This window comes from Chryseobacterium sp. UYP7 (genome assembly GCF_056279225.1).
Genome location: NZ_JBWBQW010000025.1, coordinates 1 through 1,259 on the forward strand (window position 1 = coordinate 1; position 1,259 = coordinate 1,259).

Consider the following 1,259-nt stretch of genomic DNA (forward strand, 5'->3'; position numbering starts at 1 on the left):
AACATATTCTATGACAAAAAGCAAGCAAAAATCTAAAAATTAAGCAGCAAATTTTTGCAGATTGACAAAGTTTGATTCCCGTTGGATCACCGCAAAGATTCTGTAGACAATTTTGCATTTTATGTTGTTTAAAACCAACATCGTATGTTTTCCTTCCGCCTTTTTGCGCGTATAATAGTCTTTCAGTTCTGGATCGTATTTTATCGCAGTGAGCGAGACCATATGTAGAAGAGATTTCATCTTTTTATCCGCCAAATGACTGACTCTGGTTTTTCCCTTAATGCTCGTTCCAGAGGTGTGTTCGAAAGGTGCTACACCGGAATAACACGCAAATTTTCTTCCGTTCGTAAATGCGGTAAATCCTTTGGTGACCATCAAAAGATAGACGGAAGTGATTTCCCCAATGCCCGGGATACTTTTTAGAAGTTGCTGCTGTTTGTACAGTACTTCATCTTCGCGGATCAGTTTTTTAATCCTGTCATCCAGCATTGCAAGTTGCTTTTTCAGGTGTTTCACCGTTTGCCGGTTGATGGCTTTTACGCTGCCGAAAACTGCTTTGCTGAGGAACATTTCGTTTTCCATGGTTCTTTCAAAAACTTTAATGGCAGCAATGGTTTTCTCGCGTTCAGCAAATATGAGTTTTAGTTGCTGGAGATTCAATTCCGGAAGTACGGAAAGCGTGATTTTATCGGTGTTTCGTTTGGCGTAATATGCAATTTCTTTGGCGTCTACTTTATCACTTTTGCCACGTGTAATTCCCAAAGATCGTTTTATTTCCAAGGCTGGAACCTGCGCATAATGAAGTTCATTTTCGCTTAAAACCATCGATAGCAGAGAGGAATAAATGCCTGTGTTTTCAAAGACGAAAAGTATTTCCTTTAAATCGTGTCCGCCTTTTTTGAGGTCTTTTAAAAATAAGTTTAAGGATTTTTGGGTGTTGAGGAATTGTCCTCTTTCCAGCTGTTGATCTTCTGTTACCAGGCAATAATCGAGGGTTAACTTAGCCACATCAATTCCGAGATAAGTTCTGTAATTTTTCATAATTTAGTGGGGTATTAAATTAATGTTGAAATTCTTTAAAATCTTTATTAGATCTGGGTAATCTGGTATTCTATCTAAAGCTGTTTCAACCTTTTAAAACAAGGCAGAGGACTGATATGTTATTTGAGACTTCTAATCTCTAACGGTATTTATAGTTCACCTCTGTCTTGTTTATTTAAAGGTATTAATTTTATGAATGTAAAGTAAAGAAGGTATTT

1 protein-coding gene is annotated in these 1,259 nt (G+C 37.0%); it reads right to left on the bottom strand.

Going from position 1 to position 1,259, the window contains the following annotated elements; translation table 11 throughout:
• Window positions 1-39: 39 nt before the first annotated feature.
• Complete coding sequence (locus tag ACZ9HT_RS16970; RefSeq protein WP_476041682.1) at window positions 40-1,041, bottom strand: IS110 family RNA-guided transposase; 1,002 nt, start codon at window positions 1,039-1,041, stop codon at window positions 40-42.
• Window positions 1,042-1,259: the final 218 nt, after the last annotated feature.